This window comes from Streptomyces sp. NPDC055078 (assembly GCF_053607985.1).
The window spans coordinates 1-16,230 of the sequence record NZ_JBSGUP010000118.1 but is presented as its reverse complement, the minus strand read 5'-3'; the positions used below and the strand labels follow the sequence as shown (position 1 = coordinate 16,230).

The window sequence follows — 16,230 nt, the reverse complement described above, 5'->3', positions numbered from 1 at the left end:
GGCGAGTCCGCCCATGGCGGGGATGGTGCGTCGTTGGGGGGTGCCGTCGAGGTTGTAGGCGTTGGTGATGGTGTAGGTGCCGCTGCCGGCGAGGGTGTCGAGGACGCGGGTGAGGTGCATCTCCTCCAGCCGCAGCGCGTGCACGGCCAGTCCCGTGAGCAGGGCACGGGCGGTGAACTCCCGTGGTGCGCCGGTCCGGTGGTGCAGGGCGGCTTCGACGGCGGGCAGGGGTCGGCCCAGGCGCCGGGACAGCGCCTCCAGAATGTAGGCAGGCGCGGGCGGGCGGGGATGGGTGCCCGCAAGCCAGCGCGTCGCTGTCGAGCGGTTCACGGTCAAATCGTGACCGTGCTCGGACCCGACCGCGGACACGGCGTGGGCGAGCTGGGTCGCGTTCCAATCCGCCTCCTCAAGCAGTAGCGCAAGCCGTGCGTTGGGTTGCTGAGAGGACATCGCTCTTCCCCGTTCTCAGCCCTCACCAAAGATGATCCGGATACAGCGCCTTTCACAAGGGCGCACAGACGCAGCACGCGCAGCACATCCGCGCACCAAACCCCCTACACGGAGCGGGACGTCGGGGATGTACTGAAGGGGAGGTACCCCCCTGGATCGGTCCCTCAACCCCGGAGCGCCACCGAGGGCCGGCCTGTTCGCGCGGCCTCCCTCGGCAGTGACGAACTGCCGGTGCCGATCTCCCCTACCCCAAGCGAGGTGGACACGCATGTCACGGTCCTCCGTGTCCTGCTACCCGGCCGCCGCCCCGGCGGTGGCACTACCCGCAGGTCATGTGCTGGTGGCCGACGAACTGCTGTGGCCCGACGGGCGCGTCCTGGCCTGTTCTGCCGCACCGATGGTCGCGGGATCGCTCAGCGCCGCGGGCCACCGGGTGGTCACGGGTGCGGTCCGGCTGCTGGAGGAAGGGCCGGGCAGGAGTCTCCAGGCCGCTGTCACCTGGACCGGAGCGAGTGCCGACCCGGCCGGAGAAGCCGTCGGCACGGAGGGCTCTGGTGACGTGGCCGTGATGGCGGCGGCTTCCGGGACGGGCCTGTGGCCGGTTGCGGAGGCAGCCGTCGCTTCCTGGGCTCGGATCATGCGGCCCCGGACGGTCCTGCTGGCCTCCCCGCGGTCGTTCTGTGCCGGGGTGGAGCGGGCGATCGAGGTCGTCGAGGCCCTCCTGGACCGGCAGCAGGCGCCTGGCGGGCGGCGGGTGTTCGTGCGGAAGCAGATCGTCCACAACACCCACGTCATCGCCGGCCTGACGGAGCGCGGCGCGGTGTTCGTGGAGGAACTGGACGAGGTTCCCGAAGGGTCCCTGGTGGTGTTCTCCGCCCATGGTGTCTCCCCGCAGGTCCGTGCGGAAGCGGCCCGCAGGAACCTGAAAGTGGTCGACGCGACGTGTCCGCTGGTCACGAAGGTCCACGCGGAGGCACGCCGGTTCGCCGGGCGCGGCAGCAGCATCGTGCTCATCGGGCACGCCGGTCACGAGGAGATCGAGGGCACCTACGGCGAAGCCCCCGACGCCACCGTGATCGTCGACGGCCCGCAGGACATCGCCGCCCTGGACCTGCCGGACCCGTCGAACATCACGTACCTGACCCAGACGACCCTCGCCGCAGACGAGACGCGGGAGACGATCGCCGCGCTCAAGGAACGTTTCCCCCAGGCGAGCGGTCCGGGCTCGGAGGACATCTGCTACGCCACCACCAACCGCCAGCACGCCCTGCAATCCGTCACCGCTCAGGCGGACCTCGTCCTGGTCCTCGGGTCGGCGAACTCCTCCAACTCGGTACGGCTCGTGGAAGTGGCCCGCACAGCGGGCACACCGGCCCACCTGATCGAGGACGCCTCCCGCATCCGGCCTGACTGGCTATGCGACGCGGCCACCATCGGGCTCAGCGCCGGGGCGTCCGCCCCGCCCGCCCTGGTCCAGGAGACCCTCTCGACCCTGGCCGGGCTGGGGCCCCTCACCGTGCAGGAACGGATCACCACGACCGAGGACACCTACTTCGCGCCACCCGCCACATTGAGGAAGAACCGATGAGTACAACCAGCACCCACGCGGTCCGCCCCCGGATCACCGGCCTGCCCGGCGGCGTCCCCACAGCCAGGGCCCGCACCGGCGCCGCACAGTACGCACCCGCGGAACAGACCGAGGTTCCACAGGGCTTCATGTACGAGCGCGGGCACGGGACCCGGCCCCCGCTCCGCCCGACCGGCTGGTACGCCGCCGACGGGCACGGCCTCCGGCACTCCGTAGTCCAGGAAGTGGCATCCCCGGCGGTGACGCACGCTCCCTGCCTGGTGCACGGCGATGTCACGGACCGATACACCACCCTCCACTGGGTTTCTGCGGTCCACCGCACCCTCGCCACAACCACGGCCTCAGCCGCGCTGCGGAGGGCCAGCCCGGATCTTCGGGGGCCGTTGCTGCCGGTGACCTCGCGCCGGACCGGTCGGACGAACACAGGGCAGGCCCCACCCCGGCCCGGCTCCCCGGCATCCCGTCAGCCACCGGTCAGGAAGGGGCCCCGACATGCCTGGCATCGATGAAGCCCACCGCATGTTCCGCGCCTACAGCACCACCTGGTACGAACCAGCGATGCAGATGCCGTCCCCTCTGAACAAGGCGATCACCACCGCCTACCTGTCCCTGCGCGCCATCGACGAGGTCGAGGACCACCCTCGTCTCCCGCCGGAAGCCAAGGCGGCAGTGCTGCGCGGTATCAGCCGTGTCCTCCAGCAGCAGTGGGCGGCGGACGACTTCTCGTGGCTCACATCGGACTATGGCGCCGAGCTGCCCGAGGTGACGCAGCGCATCGGGGAGTGGGCTCTACATTCGCCCTCCGGCATCGCCGGACGCATCCATGAGACGACAGCCACCATGGCCGAACGCATGGCGGACTGGGCTCTGTCCGGCTGGCACATGCGGGACGAGGCAGACCTGGACCGCTACACCTACGCAGTGGCCTCCACCATGATGCTGCTGCTCAGCGACCTGTGGTCCTGGTTCGACGGCACCCGCACCGACCGCTGGCACAGCATCGGCTACGGCCGCGCCGTCCAGGCCGTGAACATCTACATCGACACCGGCCGGGACCGTGCCCGCGGGGTGGACTTCTGGCCCCAGGGCTGGCACGCCGACCAGATGAGCGCCTACGCCACACGCCAACTGGCACTCGCCGACGCCTATGTCGCCGAACTGCCCCCGGGACCGGCCCGCGCATTCTGCACTCCACCGGCAGCAGCCGCCCACCGTGCTCTGCTCTCCACCCTCCCGGCCGCTCCAGCCGGCTGACACGAGAAAGGAACCGCTCGTGCCCTCCACTCCCCCGTCCGTCTCGGTGCCGCTGAGCCGCTTCCGTCTTCCCAGCAGGTACTACGCCGACAGTCTGTGCCCTTACGCGGACCACGTGCAGGACCTCTACAACCAGTGGTGCGACGAGATGACCCACCTCAGCGAGGCCGACCGGGCCAAGTACCGCGTGCAGCGGCTGACCTGGGCCTCCTCCCGGGGCTTCCCGCACAGCCGCTCCCCGGAACGTGCCTTGCTCATCGGGCTCGCCTACACCTGGATGACGTGCTTCGACGACTACTACGGCCTGTGCCCGGCCCAAGAACTCGACGCTCTGCGCCGACGCGGCATCGAACTTCTGCAAGGCGCGCTCCCACAGCCCACTGACCCGCCACTGCACCACAAGCTGGCCGAGATCGGCCGTATGGGATCCGAGCTGATGACACCCGCGTGGCTCGACCGCTTCGCCGCAACCGTCGACGACTTCGTGTCCTACCTCCCCCGCGAGAATGTCTTCCGCCGACAACGCCGACTGCCGTCCATCGCGGAGAACACCGAGATCCGCGGGCACACCATCGCGATTCTCATGGCCTTGCGCTTCGTCGACGTCGAACTCGACCTGGTCCTGCCCGACGAAGTCGAGAACCATCCGGCCCTGCGCCGCATCGACATCCTTCTGGCCCAGATCACCGTCTGGCAGAACGACGCCTACACACTGGACAAGGATCTGCGCCAAGCCGACGCCGCGGGCGAGAACATCAATATGGTGCTCACACTCCAGAAGGAACTCGGCCTCTCCCTGGACGACGCCTACCGCGAACTCCTCCGCATGCACGACGCCGACGTCGTGGAACTCGTCCAGCTCATGGAGAACCTCCCCGACTTCGGGCTGCTGCAACAGGACGTCGAAACCCACGTCCTGCACCGCGCATACGTCGTGAGCGCCATCGAGACCTGGTACCGCTCCGACACCCCCCGCTACGACGACGCATGGGTCGACGACTACCCAGCCTCGCTCACCACCCCCTGACCCCGACCATGCGGCTACCGCCCAAGCCTGCCGCAAGAGTTCCAGGTGGAACCAGGTCCACGCCTGAGCCTTGGAGCCCCGGCCTAGGGCCTCTCGTTTGGATCTTGCTGGGCTCGCGTGCCCTGGCACCGCACTCCCCCTGGGCCTGGCGGCCCGGGAGGTACCCCCACGCCGCGTTGTCGTCAGTCGCCTACGCTCCGCGTGGACTCCCTCCTCCGCCTTGCGATGCACGGCACCAGACCCCGCTCACTGACCCAGCCTGATCCAAACGAAAGACCCTAGCCGTTGGTGCACCGTCACAGCCGGGACAGCGATGCCGCCCCCCATTGGGGCCGGAAGCGGCTGGACGACCGGATCGTGCTCAACGGGATCGTGTGGAAGTTCCGGACCGGCACCGCTTGGCGGGACGTGCCCGAGCGGTACGGTCCGTGGCACGCCGTGATGAAGGAGATCCGGGTGGCCCGCATCGGCCCGGGACGGCCCCGCGTGCGGCCGGCCCACGTCCTGGGCGACAAGGGCTACAGCTCCAGGGCCATCCGGACCTGGTTGCGACGCCGGGGCATCAGCCACACCATCCCCGAGCGAGCCGACCAGGTCCGCAACCGGCTCCGACGTGGCAGCCGGGGCGGACGCCCGCCGGTCTTCGACAACCAGCTCAAGGAACGGTGCTTCAACCGTCTGAAGCAGTGGCGCGGCCTCGCGACCCGCTACGACAAGACCGCCGAGTCCTACCAAGCAGCCGTCACTCTCGCATCGCTCCTGATGTGGGCGTGACATGTAAAGACAACTCCTAGCCCGGGGGCCGTCCGGCCGCCGGATGAACAGGGAGGTTGCGATGACTACGCATTCCGACATACCCGTGGTGCCGGGGGCCCTGCCCCTGGTCGGCCATTTCCCACAGATGGCGCGCTCCGGGCTGGACTTCTTCGCCGGCCTTTACCGGCACGGGGATCTGGTGGAGTTCCGTCTGGGAAGGCGGAGCGTGGTGATGGTCTGTGACCCTGACCTTGCCCGGTACATGCTGCTGCATGACCGTGTCTTCGACAAAGACGGTCCGCAATGGGACCGCCTCCGCGACCTAGTAGGCAACGGCCTGGTCGCCTGCCCCGCCGCCGAACACCGCAGTCAGCGCCGCCTGATGCAGCCCACCTTCCAGCGCTCCTGCATGCCTGGCTACGCCGCCATCATGACTGACCACATCTCCGGCATCGTCTCCGGCTGGCACGACGGCCAGCTCCTCGACATCGGGGACGAGATGCTCAAGATCAGCACCGGTGTAGTGCTCGCCACGATCCTGGGCGCCGACCTGGACACGGCCGCACACGCCCGGATGGGCCGCGATGTCTCCACCGTGCTCACCGGCAACTTCTGGGGCATGATCCTTCCTGACCCGCTCGTCACCGTGACCATCGCGCGTCGCTACAACCGAGCGCGTCACCGCCTGCGCCGAGATCTGCGCACACGGATCGCAGGCACCCACCATGATGACGGAACCAGCCTGCTTTCCCGCTTGTTAACCGCACGCGACCGGGGCTCCGACGGATACCAGCCCACGGACAGCGCACTCGTGGACCAGTGCATGACGCTCCTCATCGCTGGAACGGAGACCACCTCAAACACCCTGCTGTGGTCCCTGTCCCTGCTCTCCCAGCACCCGAAAACGCAACACACACTTACCCAAGAAGCCGACAGCGTCCTTGCCGGTCGCACGGCCACCTGGGAAGACCTGCCACGGCTGAAGTACACGCGGCAGGTCCTCGACGAAACCCTGCGTCTCTGCCCGCCCGCTTGGTTGATCACCCGCACCGTCAGCACCGACACCCGCCTGGGCACGCACGCCCTTGCTGCCGGCACCACCCTCGCCTATAGCCCCTACCTTCTCGGACGCCTGCCCTCGCTCTACCCGCGCCCAGAAGAGTTCGACCCTGCCCGTTGGGCCACCGAAACGCCGCGTCAGCGGCCCAGCGGCTACCTCCCCTTTGCCGCGGGCGCCCGCCAATGCATCGGAGACGAGTTCGCCCTGATGCAAGCGACGCTGGTACTGGCCAGCATCACCAGCCGCTGGCAGCTGTGCCCCGTCCCCGGCCCGCGCGGCATGGCCCGTCCTGTGGCGCGCAACAGCCTGGGATCCAAACCGCTGCTGATGACAGTCAGCGCACACACCGAGAGGTAGACGAACATGACGACTCAGGAATCCAACCCCCACACGCTCGCGGCCGTTGCAGCGTTCTACGACAACATCGAGGCCATGCGTGCTCTCATGGGTGAGAGTATCCACGTCGGGTACTGGCCCGAGGGACATGAGGATCTGCCTCTCGCCCAGGCGCAGGACCACCTCACCGATCTTGTCGCCGCAGCCAGTGGCCTCTGCCAGGGGGATCAACTGCTGGACGTGGGCTGCGGCACCGGCGCTCCCAGCCGCCGAATGGTCCGTGACATCGGTGCCTGCGTGACAGGAGTCTCGATCAGCGCCAGGCAGGTGGAAACCGCTACGGCCGCCAGCCGTAGGGAAGGGCTCGGCAGCCGCGCCGACTACCACCTGGCCGACGCGGCCAGCCTTCCCTTCCCCGACGAGTCCTTCGACGCCGCGATCGCAATCGAGTCCATCTTCCACATGACGGACAAGCCGAAGGCCCTGAAGGAGATCCTGCGTGTGCTCCGGCCCGGTGCTCGACTGGCCATCGCGGATGTCGCTGATCGCGAGATGCCGGATCTGCCTGCCGAGTCCGACGCCGGTACGTTCCTGTCCACCCTCGTGGCCCTGCTCAACCGGGAACAGTACAGGCAACTGGCGGATGCGGCAGGCTTCCACGTCGAGGACATCACCGATATCACCGCACCCACCGAGCCCACCTACACCAGGCTCCTCCAGCACATCGACACCAACCGCACCGAGCTCGCCGCGCTGAGCACCCCCGAGCAGGTCGCCGCTCTGGAGGGAGTAACCCGCTTCTGCGAGGCTGCGTCCCACGCCGGCGGAATGGAATACCTCCTGATCACCCTCGGCAAACCCGCTGCGTGAACCACTTGAGTACGGCTGCCCCCTCCGCCGGCTCAATGCCATCTGCCGGAAAGGCACTGCCGGAGGCCCGGACCCGCAAGGAGTTCACGGCCTTCTCCACCGGCTGGACCCTGCTGGAGGACGGCATCGTCTCGACGACGCGGTGGAACCCTGACCAGGGAGACGACAGACACCGACAAGCAGCCCGTGCGCCAAAGGGACGGCCTGCCATGGAATGGCCTGGAAGCGGTGTGCGGCTGCTCGGCGGCCTTTGACCGTAGCCGGCTTCCTCCCGCAGAAGGTCGGATGACGGCGCCTCTTCGAACACCGTTACGGTGGCGGGCATGACTGAAGCAATCGATGGTTTGCGCTGGATTGGTGAGCAGCGCTTCGAGGGTGCGCAAAGCGGTTTACCGGGGATGCTCGGCGGCATTTCGCTGACAGCGGCCCGTGGTGTGGAGGCGGAAGAGTTCCTGGTCCGTCTTGGAGCGGACGAGGAGCAGCTGCGGTGTCAGGATCTGTACAGGGACCGGGATGAGCTGGCCCTGGCTCCTGGTGTGGATGTGTCACAGGTCAGCCGTGCGATGTACGGCACCTGCGGGGAGTGGGTGTACGTCCTGGAGGACGGCTTCGCCGCTACCTGGTTCTTCGGCTACCGGAGCGTGCCGGAGATGGAGCCCCGCATGGGCGAGGAGATCATCTGTCTCACGCTGAACCGCCACGACGCGCCCTCCCTGATCCTCCATGCCCCCGGGGACGACGGGCGGACGCGGGAAGCCGAGTTCCGTGGGGGCGCGGATTGGTCGCCGGGGCTGGACGCCGCGCTGCGGGCGGCGGGGGCCGTGTTCCCGAACCTGTATGACGGTGTGTCCACCGAGGAGGAGGTGGAGCTGTACTACGAAGCGCATGCGCACGAGATCCCTGCACGTGTGTTCGCCGGAGTTGGCCGCTACTGCGGCCTCACGATCGACCGCGCCACCGTCGAGGCCGGACTGCTCCCGCTGGCCATTCTGCCCTTGCCGGTGAACTGACCCACCGGCTTGTGGGCGGTTGCCGATACTTCGCGGTCATCGTGCAGATGAGCGGTTTGCCGCTGGCGTCGGTGGGGGCACAGGCTCCGGTCATGCGGGTGTCGAGCCAGTAGGCGTCCCTGTCCATGATGCGCATATGCTTCCGGAAGTCGGGAAATGCCTGCATCGACTCCTGGTTGTGGACGCCGGACATGGCTGAGCGTCCTCACACCTCGTGGAGCGTGGGTACGACCCCGTTGTCGATGTTGTACAGGTGCACCTTCGTGCCCTGTTTCTTGGCGAAGGTCTGCACGCAGGCGCTCCCGTTCGGGATGCCAGTGGTGCTGTCTGTCGGGACGGCCTCGTTCATGCCGCCTTCGGCGTTCTTCATGCCGCCGCGGTTGTAGGTGGAGGCGAAGGCGAACTCGTCACAGTTCAGCTCGTCCCTCGCGTCGTCCAGCGCGCTGGCGTCTCCGTTCGCCGCGGCCCACCCGGTGGGGCATATGCGGTCCCGGCTCCTCTTGTTCTGTGCTTCGTCGCCCATGTAGTACAGGGGCTTTTCCTGAGTGTAGGAGCCGGCCTGATTCGGCAGCTTGGTCTGGATCAGCCACGCGTGTGCCGCAGCCTGCGGGTACCTTTTCGCATTGAAGGCGTACGTCGGCGCAGAGTTGACGAAGACGCAGCCTGTGGATCCCCATTTGATCCGGAAGGTGTCGCAGCGGATCTGGTCCAGCTCCGCCCTGCGCTCCCAGTAGCCCTTGCTCCACTGGTAGTCGATCCTCTGCACCGAGCCGGGGGAATGGACCTTACCCTCGATCTTGAAGTCCGGCTTGTACAGGTACGTCATGTCGGGTGCCGCAGACGCATCCCAGGTGTACTTCGTGGTCAGCGATGCCTGGTGCGTCTCACCGGGCCTCCAGTGAGGGAGAGCATGGCCGTTTGTCGCATTGCTTGTACCGGTCGGCGTAGGCCCCCATGGTGCCTGGTCCGCACCAGCCCACGTCCCGCGTACCCCTGGGCTTGGCGGGTTCGGCGGGCGTCGGGGCGATGCACGCCTGGCGGCCGGCCTTGTCCTTCGGGCCGCACTGCTTCTCGGCTTTGTAGGTGCTGCGCGCGAGGGGGCCCGGCTGCTTGGGTTTGGTCTGCCTGCTGTCGGGCTCTGTGGTGAAGCCAGGCTGCGGCGCAGTGTAGACCGGTGCCGGGAGCGCAAGGTCCACGGGCAGTTCGATGCGGAACATTCCCCACGGTGACCACGAGGTCTCGTACATACTGCCGTCGTAGGCGCTGGTGCGGAGGACGTAGTTGACGCCCGGGGTCAGCCGCCCGGATTCGACGGTCACGGTGGCGTCGGTGCCGACCCTGGCAAAGGGCGAGACGAGCACACCGTAGGGGTTGGCATCGGTGAGTTTGACCTTCGCTTTGGGTGTGCCGCCGACATCAGCGGTCCACACTTTGAAGGTGAGGTTGGCCGATGTGCCAACGGGCTCTCGTTCTGGGGTCCGGGGCCGTCTCGACGCCCCCGCCGCGCAGCACCGCGGACCGACTGAACCCGACGTGCAGCGCGCAGGCAGGTGCGTACAGGAACCAGCCCGCCTCCGCATGGGCCCGTTGAATCAGACGGGAAGCGAGACGCGGTTCGGTGTCGCGTCCGGCTTGGGGCGAGGCCGGTGCGGCCGCGACCTGAGGTCAGCGGCCACACCCGATGAAACGATCCGCGCAGAACCTCACCGGAGGAGACAGCAGCCCGATGTCCGCCAAAAGCTCACTCACGCGCGCACTCACCGAATTCGCATGGCCCTTTGGAAACCGCAGTAGCCAGAGGCCACGTCCGCTTGACCTCCTCCTTCTGGAAGGCACCGCCCCTGAAACAGCAAGGACAGTGGTCGAAGAGGTGATCCGGGAAATGGCACCTGACGCGATTTCGACGGATATAGATCTCATATCCGACCTCCCCTGGCCCTCGGATGCCCAGGCCGCCCTCACCGCCATCGTCGACGCGACGGGGGCTCGGGAAGGGGAGACCGCCGTAGTCCTGGACCTGACGGACGAACGGCAGCGCGAATGGTTCATCACCCTCGTGCCGCACACCATCTCCGCAGAGATCTGGGGGCCGACGGGATCAGGAGTCTCCTTCTCCGCAAGCGACACCGGAACGGTGATCGGGTGGAAGCTGCCTGCTGAGCGGTGGGAGAGGGTCCACGCGCGACTACGGCACCGAGGCATCGATCCCGACACCGCAGTACAAGGGCCTGTCCGAGGCAGCCCTGACAGATAGTCAAGGCAATCGGAAGCAGCGCAAGCCCCTCGATTTCCGGTCACCCGATCTCAGACTCCTACCAGTACTGGACCCCTGACGGAGGTGCTGCGAACGGTCACGCTTCCGTGGCATCGAGCGCGAACAGTACTGTCTGGCCAGGCCCCTGTTCGCGCCCTATGTCCCCTCAGCGCCGGGAGGGCGTCCAGTTCCGGGCCGCGCAGTTGCTCCCACAGCTCGCGCAGGGCCCGCACCTCATCCGCGACCGAGGATACGGATCGGGAGTCGACGTCTGGCAGGCGGATCCGGGGCCGGAGGTGAGGCGGACCACGACGAACTTGCGGCTGGCGACGCCTTTGCGAGCATCACCTGCCCGGAGCGGACAAGGTGATGGTCGCGTTCCAGCAGTGCGGTCATTACCTCCCGTTCGCCGAGCTTGGGGTTGGCCGGGGCCCCAGGACACCGGCGTGCCTTCGGCCATGGTCAGCAGGTAGAGCCGAAGCCCCAGAAGAACCGGGAGTAACTGTGACTGCGGCAGTAGCCGTATCCGCGCGGTTTGCCGACTCAGATGTCTGACGGTCTCGAGGGAAGCCGCACGTGGCAGCGGGGCGGAATCGATGAGCCGAAGGTCGTGGTTCCCCGCCGGCACCTGCCTGGCCAGGGCCTCGATCACCCGGCTGATCAGCGGACCGGCGGCGTTCAGCCGCTTGTTGTAGCCCGACTGCTGGGGCAGGTAGCGGAACAGGCGGCCTCGCCGGGCCTGGGCAATGCGGGTCCAAGGACGCAGGAGGGGAAACCGCGCAGCACTTGGGCGACGGCCAGGCGTTCAGTTCCAGGGGCCGCCCAATCCGTCGACCCGGAGCCACGCATGGTCGTCGATGAACCGTACAGTGCCCGCCAGAAGTTCTGGGCCGCGTCGGGGCTGCGATGGACTGCCGAGGTCAAGGACCCGGAGCCCTCCGATCACTCCGGTCATCGCATTTCCTCCTCCTTCTCGGCGGCTGCCTTCCCGGCGGCTGCGCGATGGGCCGTCTGGGCCGTCAGTGAGCGGCGAGCGGCCTCGGGGTCGAAGAGGGCGCCCCCGGTGACGGCGAAGAAGCAGATGGTGATGCCGACGAGGAGGAAGCCGGACGTGTAGCCGTCGGCCACCGTGTCTCCGGCGTCGATGATGAGGCCCAGTACATAGGGCGCGACGATGCCCGCGACGCTGTACACGGCGATGATGCAGCCGAAGAACGCGGCCCGCTGCCGCTGTGGCAGAAAGTCCGAGGCGCCCGCGAAGGCGACGGAGAAGGCGACGCTGTTGACCGAGAACGCCAGTATGACGAAGGCGAGTTGCCACGGTCCGGGGTCGAGCCGGGTGAACAGGATCATGGCCGTCCCGGCGACGATCAGCAGGGCGGCGGTGAGGTACCCACGCGCGGCGCGGCTGCTGAACCCGCGCCGCAGCAGCCGGCCCGACACCGCTCCCGAACCGAGCAGCACGGCGATCGCACAGATGTAGGGGACGGTGATGAGCGTGCCCACGGTGGTGGTGGCATAGCCCAGCCCCTCGTTGAGGTAGGCGGGGAGCCAGGACACCTTGAGCGAGGTGATGAGATACCCGGCGAATGACAGCATCGCCAGTCCCCAGAAGCTGCGGAGCTTCAGCAGAGTGGTGAAGGGGACGTCGATGTGGCCGTTGGGGTCGGTGTCGGCCGCGTCGTCGAGCGTCGGCTGCTTGCGCAGAGGCTGCCGTTCGACGTAGAGCAGCCAGACGACGAGCCAGAGCAGCCCCACCGCGATCAGCGCGATGAACGCGGCGTGCCATGAGTAGGTCACGATCAGCCAGGTCAGTGCGGGTGCGCAGATCAGCGGCCCGACAGAGGAGCCGGAATTGACCACGGCGCCCGCGAAGGCCCGTCTCTCCGGCGGGAAGCGGTCGGCGACGATGCTCTGACAGAGCGCGTGCGCGGGCCCCTCGAACAAGCCGAGAACGACCCGCGAGACGAGGAGGACACCGAAAGTCGTGGGCACGGTCAGTGGTGCCATGCTCACGACCCACGTCACCATGAGGAACGCGGCGGCCCATTTGAAGGATATCCACCGCAGGACCACGGTGAAGGAGACGGCCCCGAGTGCGAAGAGCCAGAAGAAGGCGCTGCTGGCGAGTCCGAACTGACCTGCGGACAGACCGAGATCCTCACGGATCGGCCCGGCGGCTATCCCTATCGCGGCCTTGTCGGCGAAATTCAGTGTGAAGAACGCGAACAACAGGATCACGACGCCCCACGCCCGCCGGTCGGGCCGGGCGCCCCGTGCGCGGTCCGCCCTCGGCATGATCGCGGCATTGGTCGATGGCATTCTCGCCTCCAGGATCCGCGCGTCCGGCGGCCTTGCCGGTGGCACGTGGCCCCCATCACATCCAACGCGAAGCGGTCGAACAAGGGCCGAATCGGTGTCGCACTTATAGCCCCGGCCTATATCCCAAGGGACGCGGCGAAAGCCTGCCGCCTGCTGTGCCCTGGGCGCGTGATGAAACCTTTGACGGGGGAACGCATACGGCTCCGCAGGCCCGCCTGGGGCGCCCGACGCGGCTGCGGCCTGGCGCCCACGACGGCCCTCGACCAGTCGAACCCCTCGCGAGCACCGGCACCGGCACCCGCACCCGGCGAGCATCGGCCCCGTAAGTCCCCGCAGGCCCCCGCGTACTCCGACCAGCTCCGATTACGCCGATTACGCCGATTACGCCGACTACTCCGTCGACGCACGCCCCGTCAGCGCCGCCAGGCTGTCGCGGACGTTGGACATGTGGTCGTTCATCTCCTCGCGGGACTCCTCGTGCTCCCGCAGCAGGCGTTCCGTCTCGCGGGCCGTGCGGTCCTCGCGGGCATGTGCCTGGGCGAGGAGTTCGGCCGCGCGGGCGTCGGCGTCCTCCTGGGCGTGGCGGGCCTGTTCGCGGGCCTCGGCGAGGACGCGTTCGGCGTCGGCCAGGGAGGCTTCGGCGAGGGAGGTGAGGTCGGCGAGGCGGGCGTCGGACTCGGTCTGAAGGCCGGCGAGGTCGCGTTCGAGGGCGTCCCAGCGCGCGGCCTGCTCGGCCTCCAGGCCGGCGAGCAGGTCCTCGGCGCGGTGGCGGGTGTCCTGCCAGGTCGCGGCGGCCCGGGTGCGGTGGTCCTTCGCCTCGGCGCGGGCCTCGGAGAGGGTCTCCTCGGCGGAGGCGCGGGCGGCGAGGAGGACCTGTTCGGCGTGGGCGTCGGCGCCGGCGCGGACACTGTCGGCGACCGCGCGGGCCGCGTCGCGCATGCGCCGCTCATCGGCACGGGCCGCGTCGGCGGCTGCCAGGGCGTCGCCGTGCGCGGCGGTACGCACCTCCTCCGACTCCTCCAGGGTCACGGCGAGGAGGTACTGCGCACGGCGGCCGAGCGCTTCGTAGGTCTGGGTCGGGAGCGCCTCGACGATCTCGCGCAGCCGGACCGCCTCCGCCTCCATCTCCTTGGCGAGCACGGTCAGCCGTGCCGCGCGCTCCCAGGCGTCGTCGCGGTCGCGGGACAGGGTGGTGATGTACGCGTCGGCCGATTCCATGCGGTAGCCCCGCCGTACGACGGCGAAACCGTGCGGCGACACCGATGCAGTACTCATCCTCAAGCCCCTTCCGGCACACGACCACGCAGTGCGCGATCGCGCGCATATCCTCCCGGATCACGGTGAGCGCCCGTCATACGACACTCCACATACCCATACCGGTCCAGGATGCGCCATCGGGCAGAAACAAGCCGAAAGGGGCGTACGGCCACGCGAACGGACTCGGCCGGGCTCAACCGAACCCAGCCGAACTCGAACAATGTCAGCCGAACTCAGACACGGTCCGGCGAACTCGGGCGAACTCGGACGGATTCCGACCTCGTCGTACGTACTCGTACGTACGCGGACGGATGTGGGACCGGCTACAGCAGCCCGTCCCACATCTGTTCCAGCAGCACGGACCACCAGTTCTCCGGCGACGCGAGCGCCGCCGGGTCGAGGGCCGCCAGCTGTGCCTGGAAGTCGACGGTCCAGCGGCCCGCCTGCTCGGGGTTGAGGCCGAAGCGCAGCCGCCACATATGGCCGAGTAGTGCCAGACAGCGGACGAACTCGGGCAGTCCGCTGTTGACGAACTGCGGCGGCGTGGACTGGCCGCCGGGGCCCGCCTCGACCGGTACGGCGACGATATGGGCGGTGCCGTACTGGACGCAGATCGCGCGGCCGAAGTCGCTGCCGACGACCAGATAGGAGCCCGCGTCCATGGCCGACTGCACCTGGCGCTGGGCGGCCAGCTCGGCCAGAGTCGGGACGACCGGCTGTGCGGGCTGGGCCCAGAAGAAGGGGTTGAAGTCACCCGGCAGACCCGCCCAGACGAGGGTGGCCGCCACGATCTCGGGCACACCCTGGCGGGAGACGGCCCGCTGGTCGAACCGGCAGATGCCCTGGGGCCCGAACGCCGATACCAGCTCCTGGGCGACTCCCTGCGGCGGGATCGGCGGGGCCTGCCGCACCTGCGGCAGCGGGGCGCGCACCGGGGCGGGGCGGGCCGGGCCGTCGGCGACCTGGTGCAGTTCGCCCTGGTGGGTGAGCAGTTGGCGCATGCCCTGCTGACGGCTGGTGTGGTCCCGGCCGTACGGGGCGATATTGGTGATACGGGCCTGCGGCCAGGTCTCCCGGATCATCCGGGCGCAGTAGCCGCCGGGCAGCTCGCACGACTCCAGCTCGGTGTGCAGTTCCAGCACCTGCTGCGGCGGCACGTTCAGGGCGCGCAGCTCATGCAGGATCTGCCACTCCGGGTGCGGGGTGCCGGGGGCGGAGCGGCGGATCAGCTGGGCCTCGGAGCCGTCGGGCGCGCGGTAGCGCAGAACGGCCTGGTAGCCGGGGCCGACGGTCGGCTGTCCGGTGGGCTGCGGATATCCGTACGAGGGGGGCCCGCCGGCCGGTGTCCCCACGCCCGGCGGGGGTCCGGGAGGCCCGGGGGGCATCGGCGCCCCCGGCCCGGCGCGGCCCGGCTGGCTCGCGTCGGCCAGCATGGTCGCCGCATGGTGCACCCCGCCCGAAGGCGGACCGGGCGGACCGGGGGGTCCCGGCGGACCGGGCGGATTCGGCGGCCCCGGCGGGCCGGGCGGCTGGGGCGGGCCGACGCCCGGCTGGCTCGCGTCGGCCAGCATGGTCGCCGCGTGATGCACCCCGCCCGAAGGCGGACCGGGCGGACCGGGCGGACCGGGCGGGCCAGGGGGTCCCGGCGGATTCGGCGCCCCCGGCGGCTGGGCCCGCTCCGAGGCGAGCTGGGGGCTCAGCTGGGTCGGCAGATAACCGCCCGCCGGTGCCCCGGGCGTACCCGGGCCGGACGGCGGCGGGGTGCCCCCCGGCAGCGAGCCGGAAGCGCCGGGCACCCCGGGAGGTCCCGGCGGCCCCGGCGGCCCCGGTGTGGACGGGCGGCGCGGCGGAAGCTGCCCCTTGGCCGTCGCCGCGTCCGCGATATCGGCCGCGCCACCGGAACCGCCACCGGTTCCCGACTGCTTCAGCGTCGGGCTGACCGCGGTCGGCGGAAGCTGGCTGCCGCCGGACATCAGCGCGGTCGGGGCGTCCGCGTCCACGGCGGGCGTGTCGCCTGCGGGCGGGGGCGAGACGGGCGGGGCGAAG

At 69.1% G+C, this 16,230-nt stretch carries 14 protein-coding genes and 2 pseudogenes; 9 read left to right on the top strand and 7 right to left on the bottom strand.

The window, feature by feature from the left end:
- A pseudogene (locus ACWF94_RS13210) lies at positions 1–330 on the bottom strand (hypothetical protein); the annotation flags it as partial.
- 388 nt (positions 331–718) lie between these two features.
- Between ACWF94_RS13210 and ispH the strand changes: the two are divergent.
- The 8 genes from ispH to ACWF94_RS13170 all read left to right on the top strand — a co-directional run bounded on the left by ispH (position 719) and on the right by ACWF94_RS13170 (position 8,351).
- Complete coding sequence (gene ispH, locus ACWF94_RS13205) at positions 719–2,038, top strand: 4-hydroxy-3-methylbut-2-enyl diphosphate reductase (RefSeq protein ID WP_453487450.1); 1,320 nt, start codon at positions 719–721, stop codon at positions 2,036–2,038.
- 492 nt (positions 2,039–2,530) lie between these two features.
- Positions 2,531–3,292: a squalene/phytoene synthase family protein gene (locus tag ACWF94_RS13200; RefSeq protein ID WP_453487449.1), complete on the top strand. Its 762-nt coding sequence runs from the start codon at positions 2,531–2,533 to the stop codon at positions 3,290–3,292.
- A gap of 19 nt (positions 3,293–3,311) precedes the next feature.
- Positions 3,312–4,319 carry a terpene synthase family protein gene (locus tag ACWF94_RS13195; RefSeq protein ID WP_453487448.1) on the top strand — a complete coding sequence of 336 codons (1,008 nt, stop codon included), beginning with the start codon at positions 3,312–3,314 and terminating at the stop codon, positions 4,317–4,319.
- Positions 4,320–4,607: 288 nt separating this feature from the next.
- Entirely contained in the window at positions 4,608–5,093 is a 486-nt protein-coding gene (locus ACWF94_RS13190) for a transposase (protein WP_453487447.1), read from the top strand.
- 61 nt (positions 5,094–5,154) lie between these two features.
- Complete coding sequence (locus ACWF94_RS13185) at positions 5,155–6,492, top strand: cytochrome P450 (protein WP_453487446.1); 1,338 nt, start codon at positions 5,155–5,157, stop codon at positions 6,490–6,492.
- A 6-nt stretch (positions 6,493–6,498) separates the two neighbouring features.
- Positions 6,499–7,341, top strand: a complete 843-nt coding sequence (locus ACWF94_RS13180) for an SAM-dependent methyltransferase (protein ID WP_453487445.1) — start codon at positions 6,499–6,501, stop codon at positions 7,339–7,341.
- 35 nt (positions 7,342–7,376) lie between these two features.
- Entirely contained in the window at positions 7,377–7,595 is a 219-nt protein-coding gene (locus ACWF94_RS13175; protein WP_453487444.1) for a hypothetical protein, read from the top strand.
- Between the two features lie 69 nt (positions 7,596–7,664).
- Positions 7,665–8,351: a hypothetical protein gene (locus ACWF94_RS13170; protein ID WP_453487443.1), complete on the top strand. Its 687-nt coding sequence runs from the start codon at positions 7,665–7,667 to the stop codon at positions 8,349–8,351.
- Positions 8,352–8,556: 205 nt separating this feature from the next.
- Here the strand turns inward: ACWF94_RS13170 and ACWF94_RS13165 are convergent, their stop codons facing one another.
- The gene (locus ACWF94_RS13165; protein ID WP_453487442.1) at positions 8,557–9,177 is read right to left on the bottom strand and encodes a hypothetical protein; all 621 of its coding nucleotides are present in this window, start codon (positions 9,175–9,177) and stop codon (positions 8,557–8,559) included.
- A 58-nt stretch (positions 9,178–9,235) separates the two neighbouring features.
- A complete protein-coding gene (locus ACWF94_RS13160) occupies positions 9,236–9,781 on the bottom strand; it encodes a hypothetical protein (protein WP_453487441.1) in 546 nt (181 codons plus the stop codon).
- Between the two features lie 296 nt (positions 9,782–10,077).
- Between ACWF94_RS13160 and ACWF94_RS13155 the strand changes: the two genes are divergently transcribed.
- A complete protein-coding gene (locus ACWF94_RS13155) occupies positions 10,078–10,605 on the top strand; it encodes a hypothetical protein (RefSeq protein ID WP_453487440.1) in 528 nt (175 codons plus the stop codon).
- A gap of 336 nt (positions 10,606–10,941) precedes the next feature.
- On the opposite strand, the pseudogene ACWF94_RS13150 reads toward ACWF94_RS13155, so the two are convergent.
- From ACWF94_RS13150 to ACWF94_RS13135, 4 genes and pseudogenes are all read right to left on the bottom strand, one after another.
- Positions 10,942–11,485: pseudogene (locus ACWF94_RS13150) on the bottom strand (IS982 family transposase); the annotation flags it as partial.
- A gap of 71 nt (positions 11,486–11,556) precedes the next feature.
- Positions 11,557–12,927, bottom strand: a complete 1,371-nt coding sequence (locus tag ACWF94_RS13145; protein ID WP_453487439.1) for an MFS transporter — start codon at positions 12,925–12,927, stop codon at positions 11,557–11,559.
- A 390-nt stretch (positions 12,928–13,317) separates the two neighbouring features.
- Positions 13,318–14,202, bottom strand: coding sequence for a cellulose-binding protein (locus ACWF94_RS13140; RefSeq protein WP_453487438.1), 885 nt, complete (start codon positions 14,200–14,202; stop codon positions 13,318–13,320).
- 305 nt (positions 14,203–14,507) lie between these two features.
- A partial coding sequence (locus tag ACWF94_RS13135; protein WP_453487437.1) for an SUKH-4 family immunity protein occupies positions 14,508–16,230 on the bottom strand: 1,723 nt, incomplete at its 5' end.

Coding starts and splice junctions, on each gene's coding strand:
- ispH (WP_453487450.1), top strand. CDS start 719: ATGTCACGGTCCTCCGTGTCCTGCTACCCGGCCGCCGCCCCGGCGGTG.
- ACWF94_RS13155 (WP_453487440.1), top strand. CDS start 10,078: ATGTCCGCCAAAAGCTCACTCACGCGCGCACTCACCGAATTCGCATGG.
- ACWF94_RS13170 (WP_453487443.1), top strand. CDS start 7,665: ATGACTGAAGCAATCGATGGTTTGCGCTGGATTGGTGAGCAGCGCTTC.
- ACWF94_RS13180 (WP_453487445.1), top strand. CDS start 6,499: ATGACGACTCAGGAATCCAACCCCCACACGCTCGCGGCCGTTGCAGCG.
- ACWF94_RS13140 (WP_453487438.1), bottom strand. CDS start 14,202: ATGAGTACTGCATCGGTGTCGCCGCACGGTTTCGCCGTCGTACGGCGG.
- ACWF94_RS13175 (WP_453487444.1), top strand. CDS start 7,377: ATGCCATCTGCCGGAAAGGCACTGCCGGAGGCCCGGACCCGCAAGGAG.
- ACWF94_RS13145 (WP_453487439.1), bottom strand. CDS start 12,927: ATGCCATCGACCAATGCCGCGATCATGCCGAGGGCGGACCGCGCACGG.
- ACWF94_RS13165 (WP_453487442.1), bottom strand. CDS start 9,177: ATGACGTACCTGTACAAGCCGGACTTCAAGATCGAGGGTAAGGTCCAT.
- ACWF94_RS13200 (WP_453487449.1), top strand. CDS start 2,531: ATGCCTGGCATCGATGAAGCCCACCGCATGTTCCGCGCCTACAGCACC.
- ACWF94_RS13185 (WP_453487446.1), top strand. CDS start 5,155: ATGACTACGCATTCCGACATACCCGTGGTGCCGGGGGCCCTGCCCCTG.